The organism is Sporomusa sp. (assembly GCF_057736855.1).
The window spans coordinates 5,626-5,874 of the sequence record NZ_JBYKYF010000195.1; the positions used below are offsets into that span (position 1 = coordinate 5,626).

Annotated in this window: 1 pseudogene; it reads left to right on the forward strand. The window is 41.0% G+C overall.

Annotated elements, in window-relative coordinates:
* Window positions 1-16: 16 nt before the first annotated feature.
* Window positions 17-249, forward strand: a pseudogene (locus AC29Z1_RS12325) (ATP-binding protein); the annotation flags it as partial.

The following is a 249-nucleotide window of genomic DNA, read 5'->3' on the forward strand; positions in this document are numbered from 1 at the left end:
AGGTGGTAACCATACAGTGAAGATTGGTATTGCCGAACAACTTTGCTACGCGGATGGACAAGGGCAACTATTTAATCCGAAAACTTGTCCAGATTTTTTCTGCGAAGTTCGTGGCTTAACAGCAGATGATACAGCCTTACTGAATGAAATGAAGGGTGATCTTGAAATTGGGTATTTAAAAAGTGGTCGGGAAGTCTTGAAGCTGCCTGTTGGTATATTTGGTTCTAAAACCATTACTGAACACATTGG